General features: G+C 58.0%; 1 protein-coding gene. It reads right to left on the reverse strand.

Annotated elements, in window-relative coordinates; all coding sequences use genetic code 11:
* On the reverse strand, window positions 1–845 hold an 845-nt coding region (gene iscB, locus QN359_RS19755), incomplete at both ends, for an RNA-guided endonuclease IscB (protein ID WP_323493627.1).

The raw sequence follows: 845 nt of genomic DNA on the forward strand, positions 1-845 counted from the left end.
GATTCTTGCGTTTGTATGTTGAAACTGCCACTTGCGCGAACTGCTACGCGGCCTATGTACTGGCCGGTTTTCTTTCCTGTCGGGACGCAGGCTTTTACCATATCGCCAGTCTGAAAGCCGTGAATTCTTTTGCTGCGCGTCAGGTAACCACGCGGGAAACCGAAGGCATCAAGGCGGGTACGCTGGTAGCTGCCGCGCCCAGTCGCCTTGATCGCCAATGTGGGCTTACGCCAGTGGCTCACCGCATCGACTTTGCCCACGCAAGCGGCATCGAGCGCGTGGGTTTTAGGAATAGTTAAGCGCGTGCGGTTGAACTTGGTTCGTCCACCGGAACCGCTTGTCACCGGCAGACCGGTGGCTTTAAGTGCATTAAACAAGGCCCATCGGGTCGCGTTAACGGCAGCGGCATCCTTGAGAGGGCGCTGCAACTGTGCTTCGATGCGCGCCAACCGTGCCGGTTCGCGTGCTAAAAATTCCCGTACGTCACGTGCTGCTTTCTTGTTATTGCATGGCACGCAGGCGAGCACCAGATTAGATACACGGTTCGAGCCGCCCCTTGCCCGCGGCTGCACATGGTCGATGTTGAGCGCGACATGTTGGGCGTCGCAGTAGGCGCACCGACGGTTCCATTTTTCCAGTAAATATTCGCGCAGTTCGTATCCGGCCAGCGTTCCTTGCTGATACTCGACACCGACAATCTCGGGCTTATCCATTTGCTGCATGTCGAAACGCAGCAGTTCCTGAGCGATGGCACTCAGTGGCACCAGTCGATGCAAGCGAGTCAGCCATGCCAGGGTGGTGTCGATGCGGTGTTGCAGGCTGGGTGGCAGCCAGCCGCGCCCTTT

The sequence above is a fragment of the Undibacterium sp. 5I2 genome, assembly GCF_035019605.1.
GTDB lineage: Bacteria > Pseudomonadota > Gammaproteobacteria > Burkholderiales > Burkholderiaceae_D > Undibacterium.